Genomic DNA, 14,137 nt, shown 5'->3' on the forward strand with positions numbered 1-14,137 from the left:
ACGCTCCTTGTTTAATTACCTAAAGGTAAAACAAGAAGCGTGTTAGTTAAAGCCACAAACTGTAAGTAAGTATGTCTGTTATTACTTATTTTGAGCTTTAGGCTTGATTGTTGTTTTTGCATCAGCAGCCATTAGAGCAAATACAGCGTATGCAGCGGTATTTTGACGCAGCTTAGCAGGTGTTACTTTATCAAGCGTATCGTCAGCTGTATGGTGGTAATCAAAGTAATCTGTTCCATCTTGAGCAAGTTCAAAAATAGGCGCTGACGTTGCTGCTTTAAGTGGAATTAGATCGGGGCCACCATTCGCTTGGTTTTTACCAATATGCTCAATATTTAACGGCGAAAGTTCTTTTGCAATAGCACGCACTACAGGAAGTGACTCTGCGCTTACGTTCGATTCAAAAGCATATACAACATCAGCGCCAAAATCAGACTCAGCAGCTGCAACAATATTGCTTAGCTCGTTTTTATGCTTTGCAAAATAGGCTTTTGCACCCCAAAGGCCTAGCTCTTCGGCTGCAAAAAGTACCACACGAATACTTCGCTTAGGACGCTTTACATCGCTAATATGTTTAGCGGCTGCCATTGTTAGTGCAACGCCTGCGCCGTCATCTAGTGCGCCAGTCCCTAAGTCCCAAGAATCTAAATGCCCGCCAATTAATACATACTGCTCAGGGTTTTCGGTACCATTAAATTGGCCAATAACGTTATAACCTGTGCCTTCACCAAGGCTTTCGGTTTGCACATTAATATTTACCGATACGTCTTTATCTAAAGCAATGAGTCGTGCAATCTGATCGGCATCTGGGTTAGCAATGGTTACATTAGGTATTTTTGTAACACCTTCTTTGTAGTAACTACCGCCAGTGTGTGCAAAACGATGATGACCAGTACTTACCGAGCGCATCATGTAGGCAACAGCGCCTTTTTTAGACGCTTCTATAGCGCCTGTGCCACGTGCTTTTACAGCAGGTCCGTAACCATTCCCATCTATATCGCGGTTCATGCGGTAATTAATATACGCAATTTTACCTTTTAGGCTATTTGCAGGTGCTGCAATTAACTCATCAAGTGTTTCGAATAAGACTACTGGCGCTGTGATCCCATCTTTAGGCGTGCTTATACTGTTACCTAATGCAGTTAAATGTAGAGGTTGCTCGCTTGGTGTTAGTATTTTTCCGCTTTCGCTATAACGGCGCCATTCAGGAAAAGTCGCTTCTTCAAGCCATACTTTATCAAAACCAAGCTCATTAAATTTAGCTTTAGCCCATGCCACTGCTTTTTTATCATTTTCAGTACCAGGAAAGCGAGGGCCAACCTCAGTTGTTAATGACTCTAGTAATTTATAGCTTAGATCACTATTTAGTGCAGAGGTGCGCACTTCATTGACTTGTTGTAATTGCTTTTGGGTAAATTCGGCGTTGTTAGCGTTTGCAGCCATACTGCTAGTAAGCAGCAGTGCGGTAATTAATTTTTTCATTTGGGTAAGCCTTTTTAATAATTAGCGCTATTAGAACATGTAACAAACATGATAAAAAATAGATGAGATGAATAGGCTTTGTAATAGGTTTAATGCTGTTAGGTATAAAAGTTTAGATATAAAAAAGCCCGCGTAAATGTACGCGGGCTATCTTTTAACACTGTTATTTAAGGCATTTATTTAAAAGCTAAATTGCGCTGCTAAACGAAGATTTGTGCCCTCGCCAACAGTTACATTACTCGTGCCGCCACCACCTAAATAGCTTTTATCAAATAAGTTTTCGATGTTAAGACGTAAATTAATATCGGTATTGCTTAAGTTAAACTTATAAGTGGCGCCAACATCAACACGTGTATATGCATCTTTAGTAATTGTATTATCGCTATCTGCAAAGCGCTCGCCTTCGTAAAAAGCGCCAGCGTTAATGGCAATGGCGTCGTTTAATTCATAACGAGTCCAAAGTGATGCCGACCATTTTGGTGCATCGGTAGGGCGTTTACCTTCCAATACTTCATCGCGTTCAAAGTTAGCATCTAGATACATAGTTGATGCCATAACAAATAAGCGGTCGGTAGCAGCACCTTGTGCGCTTACTTCAACACCTTTATGGCGTTGTTCACCCACTTGGTTTGTTTCACTTGTGAATGAGCCAATAGGCGTCTCAAGCTGTTCGCTAACAAGTGTGCCTTCTTTACTAATATCAAAAATTGCACCTGTAAGCAGTAAACGGTCATCAAATAATTGCCATTTAATACCAATCTCTCTTTGCTCTGAGGTAATGGCATCTAGCTTCATGCCATTATTTACATCGGTTTCATCAACCAGAGTTTCACTACCTTGAGGCTCAAAACCTTCTGAGTAACTTGCATATATAGTTGCCGAAGTATTTGGATGATAAAGCACACCTACCTTTGGTACAAATGACTCGTTATCTGCACCTTCTCGTGTTTGTTTGTCGTAACGGCCACCTAGCGATAATTGCCATTGTGGTGAGAACGAAATTAAGTCCTGAACGTAAATACCGTAATAGTCGTATTCAGTTTCGCTTACTGTATCATCTGTTTTATAACTTACAGATGGGCGTGATGGTTCTGCTTGTCCTGCAGAAAAATCAAAGTAGTCAGCAGAAGTACGGCGTTGCCCGTAGTAGTAATCTAGCGAGTTTGCGCCAATTAAAAACTGATGCTGTAAACTACCTGTTTTAAATTCACCAATAAAATCAATAAATGCAGTTTTAAATTGCCAATCGTCAAAACGGTCGTAAGGACGAGATTCATAGCTGTCACCTTCAGTAAAGCTACTAGGCATGCGAGGTGCTGACTCAAAGCGTTGACGTTCAAACGTTTGTTCGTTATAGCCAAGTTTTACTTGCCAGTTATCGGTTAAAAATACTTCTAGGTCTACACCTAGGTTTTCTACGGTAATATCGGTAAACGCCCAAGACATATCACGGATTGTTTTATCGCTACCAATTACATTAGCATTATCGTCTATCCATGCGCCAGTATCTAAACCTGCTTCGTCATCTGTGCGGTCGTAATGCACACGTACTAATGCGTTATCGCTAATATCGTAATCTACAATTAAAGCACCTAAAAAGCGGTCGCGTTCACGATTTTCACCGTTTTGGTACTCACGCCAATAGTCAACGTCTTGCTTTACTAAAATCCCGCGAGCACGTAAATCTTCCGATTCAGTCAAGGCACCTGCAGCATCAACCATAAAGCGGGTTGAGCCATGCTGATCTACATCGGCACTGGCATTAAATAGTGTTTGTGCTGTAGGTTTTTTAGTTACCATGTTAACCAAGCCACCCGGGCCTGACTGACCATATAAAATACTTGATGGGCCTTTAATTACTTCAACTTGCTGCAAAATTTCGATTGGTTGCTGATAGTGCGACCAATGCTGATGACCGTCGCGTAAATAACCTGTCGATGAGCTCAGCTCAAAGCCGCGTAAGTTAAATACCTCACGATTTCGTTGTTGTGAGCCTGCAGTTAAGCTTGCGTCATTTGTGAGTACTTCGCCAAGTGTAGTGGCAAGCTGTTCGCTAATAATAGTGTCGGTTATTACAGTGACAGATTGTGCAGTTTCAAGTAATGAAGCTGATGTTCTCATTGCGCCATTAGCGTTATCTACTTTGTAATCGTTAAAGTAGCTACCCTTTACTTCTATGCGTTCAAGGTCGGTAGTGTTTGCATATGTGCTTGTTGTAATGCTTGCTAATAGAGCTATGTAAATAGAATTCAGTTTCATTAATTGCTTCCAGCGCAGGTATGTAAAAAACAATCGTGATCTTAATGCAAACTACTATCATTTTCAACACCTTTCATTAACATGTTTTATAATATGTTTGTTAATGGTTGCCAATTACGAATTCTGCTATTATAAGCTGCATATTAGTGGGGCTTTCTCCCATGTTATTTTATTGCTATGGAACTTACTGTGACTTCAACTGCTTTTTCATCTTTGGCTTTACCGGCTGGACTCGTTGATAACTTATCAACCCTTGGCTATGCCCACATGACACCTGTACAAGCGCAAAGTTTGCCGCCTGTACTTGCTGGTAAAGACATCATTGCTCAGGCAAAAACCGGTTCAGGTAAAACTGCTGCGTTTAGCTTGGGTGTGTTAGCTAAATTAAACGTAAAACGCTTTCGTATTCAATCTTTAGTCTTGTGCCCGACTCGTGAACTTGCCGAGCAGGTTGCAGTTGAAATGCGTAAATTAGCGCGCGGCATTCATAACATTAAAATATTGACGTTATGTGGTGGTGTTTCAATTGGCCCGCAAATAGGTTCACTTGAACATGGTGCGCATATTATTGTTGGCACGCCAGGGCGTGTTGATGACCATATTCGTAAAGGTACTCTACGTTTAGATGATGTGGAAACATTGGTGCTTGATGAAGCCGATCAAATGCTTGATATGGGTTTTCAAGACACACTTGATGCAATTATTGAGCGTATTCCACAAAATCGTCAAACATTGTTATTTAGTGCTACTTTCCCAAGAGCTATTGAAGCAATTGCTAAGCGTGTACTTAAAAACCCTGAAATGGTTAAAGTAGAAGAAGAGCAAGCAAAAAGCACAATTAAGCAGTACTTCTATAAAATGGATAACAATAAGCAGCGCTATCCAACGCTTAAGTTATTACTTCTTAAATTTACACCACAAAGCTGTGTTGTATTTTGTAATACCAAAGTAGAAACTCAACAAGTGTGTGATGATTTAGCTGACGAAGGCTTCAGCGCTGTTGCATTGCACGGTGACTTAGAGCAACGCGATCGTGAACGTACGCTAATTCACTTTTCAAATAAAAGTGCTTCAATACTTGTTGCAACCGATGTTGCTGCACGAGGTTTAGATATTGATGACATGGATATGGTTATTAACTACCATTTAGCACATGACACGCAAACACATGTTCACCGTGTTGGCCGAACTGGGCGTGCTGGTAAAAAGGGCATTGCTTGTTCTATTTATGGTGAAGCTGAAGCGTTTAAAATTGCACAAATTGGCGATCATTACGAGCGTGATATTACTCCAGAACAAATGCCGCCGTTTAATTTATTAGATAAACCGCCGTACCGACCTGAAATGGTTACTTTGATGATTGATTCAGGTAAAAAGCAAAAAGTACGTGCAGGCGATATTCTTGGTGCTCTAACAGGTAAGGATGGGGTTGCAGGTCGTCAAGTAGGTAAAATTAACGTACTTGATAACGTAGCATTTGTTGCTGTTGAACGTAACTCATCAAAACCAGCACTTCGCAAACTAACCGAAGGCAACATTAAAGGGCGTAAAATACGCGCTCGTCGCCTTACTCGTTAATTTAAACCGCTAAATTAACAAATTAGCGAGCAGCTACCTTTAGCTGCTCGTATTGTAATTTTATTTTTTTAAACTTAACTTCACAACCATTTGGTTTATCTGGGTGCATCTGTAATGCAAGTTGTCTCCAGCGCTTTTGAACGTTTTTAAGAGTGAAATTTTCGGGTAACTTCCATTCTAAAGCCAACGCTTTAAATTCATTGTCATTTAATACTTGTTGTGGTGATGTCGTTTTAAACTGACGCCAAAAACTATTCAAAAGCTCATCAATTTTCTCTTCATCGGTATCGTAATTACGCCAATCTAAATAATAATCTCGCAAATTTTCGTTCGTTGTTACTAAACTATTATCTTCTTTTTCTAAAAGCTCGATATGCAGAGTTGAAATGAGTAAACTTTGAGGGCGTAATTGTGCCTGCAGTTGGTACAATGCATTCATAATTAAAAAGTTACGTTTAAATAAATCACGTTCAGGGCTTTTATCGAGTGTTGTTATTGCGCTGCGGTTTGTCAGTTCTGCTGCTAAAGTATGAACTTGCCAAACCTGCCTTGTTAATATCAGCTCAAAAATCTCATCAATCAGTGGGTTAAGCATTGTTTAGGCCCTAGTAGTTAGTGTATCTTCAATAAAGATTACACTGATATAAGTAACGGTTTGAAGGATTAAAATTATGCTGGGCAAGTTTAAATGCCTCTTATTTACTATATGCTGTGTACTAATAGCTCCTAGCTATGCCCAAAATAGTGATTCGTTATTTGAGCAATTCAAAAACGAAGTGCAGTGGGAGCCTAAATTACAATTAGCAAATACGTTACTTGCTAATAAAAACGTTTCTAAAAAAGAGCGTGTCGCTGTTTATTCGGCATTAGGTAATAGTGCGTTATCGGCTGATAATTTTAAAGAATCTTTACACTATTTTAAATTATTAGAAAAAAACACTTCAGATACTTTCTTTCCTGACGAGCACTTTCGTGCAATAAAAATGCAAGGTGTAGCACTTTTTTATCAAGGCTTATTTCAAAAGGCCATAAGTGAATATACCCGCACCCTAGTATTAGCTGAAAAAAATGAACAACTACTTGAACAAGCAAATTTACTAAATAATATTGGTTTGGCTTATTTTAATATGAATAAGCTAGGCGATACCCTAGAGTTTTACTTAAAGGCAAAAGCTATTTACGAAGCGCACGGTAGTGAGCAAGATCAAACCGACATATTACTTAATATAGCAGGCGTTTATATACGCTTATCACGCTACGATAGTGCATTTAGTCTTTATCAAGATGTACTTAAAGTTTATCAGCGGTTAGATGATAAAAGCGGTATTGCGCAGGTATACAACAATATGGGTGTTGCTCATATGGAGAGTAATCAATTTGACTTAGCACTTCATTATTACCAGCTAGCGCTGCGTTATTATATTTCAGCCAATGATTACAATAAGTTATCTACGCAATATACCAACTTGGCAAATACTAATTTAGTGTTAAAAAAAGTAGATGAAGCGTACGAGCAAGCTAAATTAGGTGAGTACTATGCGCTTAAAATAGGTAACCATAATTTAGAGCTTAATGCGCTACATGCGCTTGGTAAAATTCAGTTTGTTAAAGGCAACTTAGAAGAGGCGAAAATAAGTTTAGATAGAGCTATTTCACTTGCCCACGAGTATGGCAGTGAGCGAATAATTAGGGAGGGTTTAGGGACTAAAGCACTACTTGAAGCCAGTAAAGGCGATTATTCAAGCGCAATGGCCTTGCAACAAGAATACATTAGTGAGCTACGAAAACTCAGAAGTACAGCAATTATAAATGCATTAGCGGTACTTCAGCATCAATTTAAAGCAACCCAATTAAACCAAGAGATAGAAAAACTTAAACAAGATCGACGTGTGCAAGAGTTAAAAATGTCGCAGCGTTCTCAGCTTACTTTATTCTCTTTTTTACTATTACTTTTGGTTGTTGTAACTGGTATTGCGCTTTACCGCCGTGGCGCAGAAAAACGCGCTAAGCAGCAGTTAACAGAGCAAGTTACGCAGCGCACTGCCGAGTTACAAGCAATAGCACAGGAGCTAAGACAAGCTAACGATGTTAAAAGCCAGTTTTTGGCCAATATTAGCCACGAAATCCGCACTCCACTAACGGCTATTTTAGGGCAAACAGATGCTTTAATTAACGAATTATATGAGCCTGAGTCACTTAAAGATGAATTAAGAGTAATTCAGCGCCATAGCGACCATTTAAAAAGCTTAATAAACGACGTGCTCGATTTAAGTAAAATTGAAGCTAATAGGTTAGAGTTAAATATTTCGTGCTTTGATATTGTAGAGCTTGTAAATGACGTACATGCAATGTTTATCACTCAAGCAAAAGCAAAAAATTTACGCCTCATTTTAGACAATCAAGTGGGTAATGAGTTTTACACTAAGCTGGATTTAATACGCGTAAAACAAATTCTTATAAATTTATGTGCTAATGCTATTAAGTTTACTCACGCTGGCCAAATCATTATTGCTTTAAATAAGAGTGAACAAGGGCTAGTGATTATTGTAAAAGATACCGGTATTGGTATGAGCTCTAAACAGTTAAAGCTTATTTTTGAATGCTTTAGCCAAGCTGATAACAGTATTAGCCGTCGCTTTGGGGGGACAGGGTTAGGCCTTAGCTTATCGCAACAATTAGCCGCGATGATGGGCGGTTATATCAGTGTACAAAGCGAATACAAAAAGGGCAGTCAGTTTTCGTTCTTTTTACCGTGCGCAGAAGTAAATAAATCGCAAAGCCTGATTGAAACTCAAAGTGCTCCAAAGGTAAATAAGCAATTGGCAGGGCGTGTTGTACTAGCAGAAGATCACCCTGATAATCGAAGGTTAATAAGCCGCTATTTACGTTCAATGGGGCTCGAGGTTATTGCCGTTGAAAACGGTGAGCAAGCGGTAGAGCAGTGCTTAAAAGAGTATCCTGATTTAGTGCTACTCGATATTCAAATGCCTGTGATGGATGGGCGTTCTGCTTTTCAGCTATTAAAACAGTGTGGTTTTGAGCGGCCTATTTTTGCTTTAACTGCAAATGCTATGAGTCATGAAGTGGATGGCTATTTAGAGTTAGGGTTTAGTGGTTACTTAGGTAAACCGATAGATAAAGAGTCATTTTATAAAGCGCTTTCCAGCCACCTACATAATGCAGAAGATCAGCCAATTACAAAGCAAAATGAAGTTGATATGAGCGATCTTGTCATTAGTTTTAAGCAAAGCTTTGCTTTGGAGAGTGAAACGATTACTCAGCATTTCATAAGTGAAGATTTAGCCGCGCTACAAAAAGATAGTCATCGCATTTTAGGAGCGGCGCAAATGTTTGGTTTAGATGAAATTGCGCAATCGGCTCAAAGTTTAGATAGAGCCCTTTTACGCAGGGCCCAAAAAAGTAGTGCGAATGACTTTAAAGCGCTCGTTGATACGCTGCAGAGTGTACTTAAAAAGTATAACGAAAGTTAAACTGTATTTAATCCAGACACAAAAAAAGCGCCTTAGGCGCTTTTTTTATTCAATTAAAACGCTTTTATTGGCGTCTCATCGAATCAAAAAATTCATCATTGGTTTTGCTCATCGATAGTTTATCGATTAAGAATTCCATTGCATCAATTTCTGACATGTCATGAACAATTTTACGTAAAATCCAAAGCTTTTGAAGCTCATCTGGTTTTGTTAGTAATTCTTCACGACGAGTGCCTGAACGATTAAAGTCGATAGCAGGGAATACACGTCTTTCCGCAATTTTACGGTTAAGGTGAAGTTCCATGTTACCAGTACCTTTAAACTCTTCGTAGATAACTTCATCCATTTTAGAGCCGGTATCGATAAGCGCTGTAGCTATAATTGTTAAGCTACCACCTTCCTCAACGTTACGTGCAGCACCAAAGAAGCGCTTAGGTTTATGTAATGCGTTAGCGTCAACACCACCAGTAAGTACTTTACCTGATGAAGGAATAACGGTGTTATAAGCACGTGCTAAACGAGTGATTGAATCCAATAAGATAACAACATCTTTTTTATGTTCAACTAGGCGTTTTGCTTTTTCGATAACCATTTCGGCAACTTGTACGTGACGAGAAGCTGGCTCATCGAACGTTGATGCAATAACTTCACCTTTAACTAGGCGTTGCATCTCAGTTACTTCTTCCGGACGTTCATCAATAAGTAAAACCATTAATGTTACATCAGGGTGATTATGCGTAATTGATTGTGCAATGTTTTGAAGTAGCATTGTTTTACCCGCTTTTGGCGGAGCTACTAACAAGCCACGTTGGCCGCGGCCAATAGGAGATGCTAAATCAAGTACACGGGCTGTAATATCTTCTTTACTGCCGTTACCACGTTCCATGCGAAAACGTTCGTTTGCATGTAGTGGAGTAAGGTTTTCAAAAAGAATTTTAGTTCGAGAGTTTTCAGGTTTATCAAAGTTAACTTCATTTACTTTGAGTAAAGCAAAGTAACGTTCACCGTCTTTAGGTGGACGAATAAGGCCTGAAATTGAATCGCCAGTACGCATGCTGAAACGGCGAATTTGGCTAGGTGAAACATAAATGTCATCTGGCCCAGCTAAGTAAGAGGCTTCTGATGATCTTAAGAAGCCGAAACCATCTTGTAAAATCTCTAATACACCGCCGCCGAAGATATTCTCTCCGCCTTTGGCATGGGATTTAAGAATGGCAAAAATGATATCTTGCTTTCTTAAGCGGGCTACGTTTTCGAGCCCCATGGACTCAGCTAAGTCTACAAGCTCTTTAATCGACTTGTCTTTTAATTCGCGTAAATGCATATTGGTGGGTTCTTTATTACAGTTGTCATACTCAAAATCGCTTTGATCGTTGAGTGAGGTTTGTTGAATATAACTAAGGATTAGTTGGCTTTATAAACTAGCAGTTCACTGGCAAAGCGTCCAGTCTTTATACAAAATAAATTTAAAAAAGGGCAAAAAAGCCCTTTTTATTGTTCTAGCTTACCGTTAGATGTTGTTTTCTAAAAACTCGATAAGTTGAGTTTTTGAAAGAGCACCTACTTTCGTTGCAGCTACTTGGCCATCTTTAAAAAGAAGTAAAGTAGGGATACCACGAATACCAAACTTTGGCGGTGTGCCAGCATTTTGGTCAATATTTAATTTAGCAACAGTCACACGGCTGTCGTATTCATCAGCAACTTCGTGAAGAATAGGGGCGATCATTTTACAAGGTCCACACCATTCAGCCCAGAAATCTACTAGTACTGGTTTGTCTGATTGTAATACGTCAGCTTCAAAGCTATCGTCAGTAATTTGGATTATTTTCTCGCTCATTGCGCTCTCCGATTTAGTTAGGCGAAATATTTAGTGCGTATTTAAACACTCTTGTTTCTTATTGCAAGTTTAAACGTTATGCTTAAACGCTATGACTAAGACACATTTAACCGATAAAAAGTTTTCAGACTTTGCTATCGCACCGGAAGTGGTTGCCGGTTTAACCGAGAATGGGTTTGAATATTGCACACCTATTCAAGCAAAATGCCTACCTTTTATTTGTGATGGACGCGATATCGCGGGCCAAGCTCAAACGGGTACAGGCAAAACGTTGGCGTTTTTAACCGCCACGTGCCATCGGTTATTACAATCTAGCAAAGCACCTAGTAAACATCCAAGAGCCCTGATCATGGCCCCTACTCGGGAGCTTGCGATTCAGATACACAAAGATGCTAAAATTTTAGCGCCGCACTGTAATCTTAACTTAGGTTTAGTATATGGTGGCGAAGATTACGAAAAACAACGTGCACAACTAGAAAAAGGCGTTGATATTTTAATTGGTACTACAGGTCGCCTAATTGATCTGTATAAGCAAGGCTGTTACACCCTTAATGAAATTGAGGTAGTCGTGCTGGACGAAGCCGATCGTATGTTCGATTTAGGTTTTATCAAAGATATTCGCTATATGTTCGATCGCATGCCAGATACATCAAAGCGTTTAAACTTATTATTTTCTGCCACATTATCGTACCGCGTACAAGAATTAGCTTTTGAGCACATGACAAACCCAGAGCATGTTCAAATTGAACCTGACGTTAAAACGGGTAAACGTATTCAAGAAGAGCTATTTCATCCTTCGCAAGAAGATAAAATTAAGCTGTTGTTAACCTTAATTGAAGAAGAATGGCCAGAGAAAGCAATCGTGTTTGCAAATACCAAGCATAGTTGTGAAACAGTATATGCTTGGCTTAAATCAGACGGTCATCGTGTAGGTATGCTTACTGGTGATGTTAACCAGAAAAAACGCCAAACTATATTAGCGCAATTTAGCAAAGGTGATTTAGACTTTTTAGTTGCGACCGATGTTGCAGCGCGTGGTCTTCATATTCCAGAAGTAAGTCATGTGTTTAACTTTGATTTACCTGACGATTGTGAAGATTATGTTCACCGTATTGGCCGTACTGGCCGCGCTGGTGCATCAGGCCACGCAATTAGTTTTGCATGTGAGCAATATGCATACAACCTGCATGAAATTGAAGAATATATAGAGCACAGCATTCCTTTATCACATTATGATAAAACAGCATTGCTAGATGATTTAACTCAGCCTATTATTCAAAGAAAGCGCAACTATTCAACAGGTCCACGTAACCGTAGTAATAACAGCGGACGTCGCCCAAATAATAGTTACCAAAAAGGACGGTCGTAAGCGACCGTTTGTATATGTAGTAGTAACTAGAGGTTTTTGAACGGTGGGGCAACTTAAACCGCAAAAAAATGTGTACGCAGTTATTGATTTGGGCTCAAATAGCTTTCATATGCTTATTGCCAAATCAATTGCTGGCGGTCTACAAACAATTGGACGTGTTAAACGCAAAGTCCGATTAGCCGCAGGGCTTGATAAAGGAAACGTATTAAGTACTGAAGCAATGCAGCGAGGCTGGGAATGCCTTGCCCTTTTTGCTGAGCGTCTACAAGATATCCCAGACAAAAATATCACCATAGTAGCAACAGCTACCTTACGCTTAGCAACTAACGCCGAAGTATTTAAAAATCATGCCGAAAAAATTCTAGGTCATAACATTAATGTTATCAGCGGAGAATTAGAAGCGCGCACAATTTATAAAGGTGTTGCCCATACTTCATCTTGTACTGGCAAACAGCTTGTTATTGATATTGGTGGTGCAAGTACAGAAGTTGTAATTGGTAAAGCATTTGATGCCCTACATTACAAAAGCCTCAATATGGGGTGTGTTACCTATCTTGAACGCTATTTTAAAGATTGCCAACTAAGTAAGAGTAACTTTAACGCAGCAATAAAAGCGGCTCGTACAGTCATTGATGAAATTTCTCCAGAGTATAAAGCAGCTGGATGGGAAATTGCATCTGGAGCTTCTGGTACAGTACAAGCAATTCAAGAAATTATGGTCGCGCAAAATCTTGACGACTTACTTACACTTGAAAAGCTCAACACCATAAAAGATCAAGCAATTGCATTTAGCACTATTGCAGCGCTAGACCTTCCTGGGTTAAGTGAAGACCGTCGACTGGTATTTGTATCAGGACTTGCAATCTTAATCGCACTATTTGAATCTCTTGAAATAGAAAAAATGGGATTGGCGGGTGGAGCACTGCGTGAAGGTGTTTTATATAGCATGGTTCCGGAGTTTCATAATAACGACATTCGCAAACGCACAGTTGATGGGTTTATGAGCCGTTATCATGTTGATCAAAAACAAGCGTGTCGAGTTTCAAGCTTGGCAATGCAGTTAGCGCTGAGTATTGATAAAGATTGGCCGATTGAAAGCTTAAATGGGTTACCACTATTAAAAGCGGTAGCGCAGCTTCATGAGATTGGATTACTAATAGAGTATAAGCAGTACCATAAACATACCGCTTATATTTTGGAAAATACCGATATGCCTGGTTTTTCACAGTCAGAGCATAAATTAATAGTAGCGGTAGCAGATGCACATCGATCTGATTTTCCAAAAGGTTGTTTTAATTCACTCGGCGTAAATAGTCTATTAGCGCAATATATAGTGAGATTACTACGAATAGCAGTCATTTTATCAATGCGCAGACAAGATGATGTACTGCCTAAGTTTGAGTTAACTGCTAAAAATGAAGTGTTAGACCTTAAGTTTGAAAGTAACTGGTTAAAAGATCATCCATTAATGGCCAGTGAGCTGCAACAAGAGTCTAAACAGCAAGGAAAACTTGGCTGGAAGCTCATAGTAAACTAATTAAAAAGGCCCATCAGGGCCTTTTTAGTGTTTAAAGTAACCATTTCGATGTAAATATGTGCGAACAGCACATTATTTCAAGTTTTCTTCAAAAAAGGGTTGATCTGTTTTCGGATCTCCCTATAATGCGACCCCACTGAGACGGGAAACGCCAACGCATAGCAAGGCACGAACTACTCACAGAGTTAAATAAAACTTCGGTTTTAAATTGTCGGAAGAAAGTTTAAAACAAAGTGTTGACTCGAAAAATAAAGGGTGTATTATTCGCATCCCTTGAGACGCTAAAGCGACTCAAGACGTTCTTTAACAATATAAAGCAATCATCTGTGTGGGCACTCGTACAGATTGAGTTCTAACAGCCAACCTACTTAGGTAGCGAGGCAAACAAATTTAGAGTCTCAATTGAAACTGAGTGACCATATGTTATTAAAAGATTCAGTCTTGAGCTGTTTTGATTTTACTTTTTTAAAAGTGAAAATAATAACGCACAGTCAATTCGTTTTTGGCAACAAAAACAAAAATTCAGAATTCATTGAGCTGTCGAAAGACATAAAACTTTTTAATTGAAGAGTTTGATCATGGCT

The 14,137-nt window shown here is 39.3% G+C and carries 9 protein-coding genes; 4 read left to right on the top strand and 5 right to left on the bottom strand.

Translation table 11 applies throughout. The features are described from left to right. Positions 1-81 precede the first annotated feature (81 nt). Both H5089_RS14895 and H5089_RS14900 read right to left on the bottom strand, forming a co-directional pair. Positions 82-1,482, bottom strand: a complete 1,401-nt coding sequence (locus H5089_RS14895) for a M20/M25/M40 family metallo-hydrolase (RefSeq protein ID WP_182712544.1) — start codon at positions 1,480-1,482, stop codon at positions 82-84. Positions 1,483-1,662: 180 nt separating this feature from the next. Further along, positions 1,663-3,741 (bottom strand): TonB-dependent siderophore receptor, encoded by a 2,079-nt coding sequence (locus H5089_RS14900; protein ID WP_182712545.1) that lies wholly within the window; start codon positions 3,739-3,741, stop codon positions 1,663-1,665. Between the two features lie 189 nt (positions 3,742-3,930). On the opposite strand from H5089_RS14900, the gene dbpA reads away from it, so the two are divergent. Then, positions 3,931-5,319, top strand: a complete 1,389-nt coding sequence (gene dbpA, locus H5089_RS14905; protein WP_002960948.1) for an ATP-dependent RNA helicase DbpA — start codon at positions 3,931-3,933, stop codon at positions 5,317-5,319. A 22-nt stretch (positions 5,320-5,341) separates the two neighbouring features. Here dbpA and H5089_RS14910 read toward each other — a convergent pair whose 3' ends face one another. Continuing rightward, a complete protein-coding gene (locus H5089_RS14910; protein ID WP_039486846.1) occupies positions 5,342-5,914 on the bottom strand; it encodes a DNA-J related domain-containing protein in 573 nt (190 codons plus the stop codon). Between the two features lie 76 nt (positions 5,915-5,990). Here H5089_RS14910 and H5089_RS14915 point away from each other — a divergent pair, with 76 nt between their 5' ends. Continuing rightward, positions 5,991-8,810, top strand: coding sequence for an ATP-binding protein (locus H5089_RS14915; RefSeq protein ID WP_182712546.1), 2,820 nt, complete (start codon positions 5,991-5,993; stop codon positions 8,808-8,810). 64 nt (positions 8,811-8,874) lie between these two features. Here the strand turns inward: H5089_RS14915 and rho are convergent, their stop codons facing one another. Both rho and trxA read right to left on the bottom strand, forming a co-directional pair. Further along, positions 8,875-10,134: a transcription termination factor Rho gene (gene rho / locus H5089_RS14920; RefSeq protein ID WP_002960945.1), complete on the bottom strand. Its 1,260-nt coding sequence runs from the start codon at positions 10,132-10,134 to the stop codon at positions 8,875-8,877. A gap of 186 nt (positions 10,135-10,320) precedes the next feature. After that, the gene (trxA, locus tag H5089_RS14925; protein WP_002960942.1) at positions 10,321-10,647 is read right to left on the bottom strand and encodes a thioredoxin TrxA; all 327 of its coding nucleotides are present in this window, start codon (positions 10,645-10,647) and stop codon (positions 10,321-10,323) included. 91 nt (positions 10,648-10,738) lie between these two features. Here trxA and rhlB point away from each other — a divergent pair, with 91 nt between their 5' ends. Together rhlB and gppA are read left to right on the top strand one after the other, a co-directional pair. After that, positions 10,739-12,016, top strand: a complete 1,278-nt coding sequence (gene rhlB, locus H5089_RS14930; RefSeq protein ID WP_002960940.1) for an ATP-dependent RNA helicase RhlB — start codon at positions 10,739-10,741, stop codon at positions 12,014-12,016. Positions 12,017-12,059: 43 nt separating this feature from the next. Continuing rightward, a complete protein-coding gene (gppA, locus tag H5089_RS14935; protein ID WP_182712547.1) occupies positions 12,060-13,553 on the top strand; it encodes a guanosine-5'-triphosphate,3'-diphosphate diphosphatase in 1,494 nt (497 codons plus the stop codon). The last annotated feature ends 584 nt before the right edge of the window (positions 13,554-14,137 follow it).

The sequence above is a fragment of the Pseudoalteromonas sp. SR45-1 genome, assembly GCF_014163655.1.
Lineage (GTDB): Bacteria > Pseudomonadota > Gammaproteobacteria > Enterobacterales > Alteromonadaceae > Pseudoalteromonas > Pseudoalteromonas distincta.

Coding starts and splice junctions, on each gene's coding strand:
- rhlB (WP_002960940.1), top strand. CDS start 10,739: ATGACTAAGACACATTTAACCGATAAAAAGTTTTCAGACTTTGCTATC.
- H5089_RS14895 (WP_182712544.1), bottom strand. CDS start 1,482: ATGAAAAAATTAATTACCGCACTGCTGCTTACTAGCAGTATGGCTGCA.
- rho (WP_002960945.1), bottom strand. CDS start 10,134: ATGCATTTACGCGAATTAAAAGACAAGTCGATTAAAGAGCTTGTAGAC.
- H5089_RS14915 (WP_182712546.1), top strand. CDS start 5,991: ATGCTGGGCAAGTTTAAATGCCTCTTATTTACTATATGCTGTGTACTA.
- H5089_RS14900 (WP_182712545.1), bottom strand. CDS start 3,741: ATGAAACTGAATTCTATTTACATAGCTCTATTAGCAAGCATTACAACA.
- H5089_RS14910 (WP_039486846.1), bottom strand. CDS start 5,914: ATGCTTAACCCACTGATTGATGAGATTTTTGAGCTGATATTAACAAGG.
- trxA (WP_002960942.1), bottom strand. CDS start 10,647: ATGAGCGAGAAAATAATCCAAATTACTGACGATAGCTTTGAAGCTGAC.